Genomic DNA, 3160 nt, shown 5'->3' on the forward strand with positions numbered 1-3160 from the left:
TAAAGATATTTTTCTATATAGAAAAATATCTTTAATCATACATAGTTTTAGTAAATATAGATTATTAAAACAAAAAAAAGAGTGCACAGCACTCTTATCTTTCTTTTAATATTGATTCTACTTGTGAGTTATTATACATACTGTCCGGGTCTTCAGCTCTTAAACTATAGAAAGTTTGTTGAGCTTTTTCTAAGTCTCCTTGCTTATAGTAAATCATACCCATATTATAATAACTATCATCATAATAATTATCTGATGGCTTATAAGTATTTACATATTTTTTATAATATTTTATAGCTTCTTCATTATTTTTAGTTTTTTCATTTAATTGAGCTAATTGGTATATAGATTCTGATATATATTTCTTTGTTTTACCATTTTTAACTACTAACTCTAAGTACTTTATAGCCTCTTCATTCTTTCCTTCTTTTTTAAGATCCATAGCTTTATTGAAAAGTTCTTCCTCATCTCCAACTATAACTTCAGATTTAGATTGATCTTCTTTTGTTTTGTCAGTTTCAGTTTTAACTTCTTTTAATTCATCTTTTGTTTTATCTAACTTTTCACTTGTTTCAGTTAACTTTTCTTCTTTTGCAGCTACCTGGTCATTAAGGTTATTTAACTTTTTCTTATTATTTAAGTATAAAGCTCCAATTGCTAATACTAATACAGCTATTAATGTGTATAATGGCATATGACTTTTCTGTTTTTTAGGCGATTCTTTCTTTTCTTCTTCTTTTTTAGGAGTTTTTACAATTTCTTTTTCAAATAATAAGTTATCCTTATCAACTTCTCTTAACTTATCCATATACTCATTAGCTTTTACATTATCCCCTAGTTTTTCATATATTAAATGTAAAATTAAATAAGGCTCTATAAGTTCAGGTTCTTCCGTTCTTATATTTTCAAGTATTTGTATACTTTCTTGGTAGAATTCATTATTTACAAATCTTACAGCATGATTATATCTACTTAAAAATATATTAAATTCTTCTGAACTTAATATACTTACATACTTCTTGGCTAATTCATTATTATCATAACACGAACTTTTGTAAAAACTTTCAAATGCTTCATCAAAATTGCATTTTAAAAGTTTCAGTAACCCTTTTAAGTTTAAAATATCTACATCTTTAGGATTTAGTTCTAATGCTTCTTCTATTATATCAATAGCACTAGTCATAAATTTTCTTTGGATCATATTTAATGCTTCATTATACTTTTTATAAGATTCTAGCTTTAATTCTCTAGTATCTTTTTTTTGTTTTTTAGTCTTATGTTTTAAGTTTAGTATAGTTTCATCTTTACTATTACTTGTTACATACGTTTTTTTAAGCGTTTTCAAAGTTTCATGTATTTCTTCATCATCTATGTTAAAAAAAGTAGTATCATTGCTATCTTCACTTATTAACGATATATCAATTATTTTTTTATGTAAATTTTTTATATCGTTTTCTATATTTAACTTTAAAATAATAATCACCCTCTCTCAAAAATATCATACTATTAAAATACCATATTAAATCAAATTAGTCAAAAGTATACATTTTTTTACAAAATTCAAACAAAAAAAATAAAAGCGTGATTTCACGCTTTTATTAAAATTTCTTTACACTATTTTCATCCACTTTGTAAATATCTTTTGAATATGGATTTATTAGGTAAATTTCTTTAGACTTAAAGAATCCTCTATTTACTACAGCATAGTAATATATATCATTTTTCTTTCCAATAAATTTATTAATCACTTCTAGATTATCTACATATTTTAATGATTTTTCTTTATCTTCAATCGTTACGTGTTTAAACTTTTCATTTTTTTCATTTAATTTTTTTTCTAAAATACTTTGAGCTGTATTTTTACTTATAGTAAATTCTACAGTTCCATTTGGTGTAGCTCTCCAGTGTCCATCTCCATATTTATTATTATAAGATTTTTGTTCATCTAGATATGAATATACATTCTTATTTCTAGGATCAATTAAAAATTCATCTATTTTATCTTTACCTACAAATGTTTCAGCATAGTAGTATTTACTTCCGTTTAACATTTGTTGGAATATATTAGCTTTTAAATCCGCTATATCTATTCCGCTTTTTTTAGATATTAACTGCACTACTTCCTCATTCGTCATATTATACATTTCTAAGTTTTTCTCAAATTCTGAAGACATCTTATCTAATTCCTCATCATCTAAGTAATATTGCTTTAGATAATCTATATACTCTAAAGCTTTTTGATAATTTCCATTTTTATTTTCTGTTTTTGCAATTTCTACATAATAGTCATACATTTCTTTTATACATTCTTCTTTTTTGTCCTGAGCTAATTCATAGTATCTCTTATCATCAGTTATAACTTTATCAAAATCTTCAATAGCTTCTTTGTACATTTTCTTATTTTGATTTTCTAAGCCTTCATTATAAATTTTTCTTGAATCTTCTATCACATCTATTTTTTTTGCATATACATATATTTCATTTTTAGATATTTTCAATGTTGATACTGCTTGTATATATCCAATTGCTATATTGTAGCTTATTTTTTCTTGTAAATATAAATCATTTACTCTTTTGGCTTGATTAATTATACTATCGGTATCTATGTAAACTGTATCTAATTCATTAATTATATTTATTAGTGAAATAAAGTAATCCTTACCTATCTCTCCTTTTATATATTTATCTCCATATGTTACAAGTATTTTATTTACTTTCTTAGATAAGTTTTTACTAAGTCTATTCATTTTAGTGTCTGAAAACTCTTCTTTAATTTTATCATAGTACGATATTGCCTCTGAGTAATTTCTTTTTTCTATGTATCCTACAAGCTTATTACTTTCACTACCTACGCTAAAATTATCAGCAGTAAACATTATAAATATTCCTATCAAAATTATGCCTAAAACAGTCAATGCAGATTTTATTATTATTTTATTGTTTCTATCTATAAATTCTACTATTTTTCCAAAAAAACCTTTCATAATCAATCTCTTACCTTCCTTTAACAGCAATATAAATGTTTTACTATTAATTATACCATATATATCTAGTATTAACTATATTTTCTAATTTATATCAAAAAAACAACATATTATTTCAATGTTGTTTGTAATATAAAAATTATGCTTATATCATCCTTGCTATTGTTAGTTGATAA

2 protein-coding genes are annotated in these 3160 nt (G+C 23.6%); both read right to left on the minus strand.

Annotation, left to right across the window (positions count from 1 at the left end; translation table 11 throughout):
- Positions 1 to 94: 94 nt before the first annotated feature.
- Positions 95 to 1483: a tetratricopeptide repeat protein gene (locus VN21_RS15695; RefSeq protein WP_046824086.1), complete on the minus strand. Its 1389-nt coding sequence runs from the start codon at positions 1481 to 1483 to the stop codon at positions 95 to 97.
- Positions 1484 to 1598: 115 nt separating this feature from the next.
- Entirely contained in the window at positions 1599 to 2984 is a 1386-nt protein-coding gene (locus tag VN21_RS15700) for an outer membrane protein assembly factor BamD (protein ID WP_046824087.1), read from the minus strand.
- Positions 2985 to 3160 lie beyond the last annotated feature (176 nt).

Origin of the sequence: Paraclostridium benzoelyticum (assembly GCF_001006285.1) — a bacterium.
Lineage (GTDB): Bacteria > Bacillota > Clostridia > Peptostreptococcales > Peptostreptococcaceae > Paraclostridium > Paraclostridium benzoelyticum.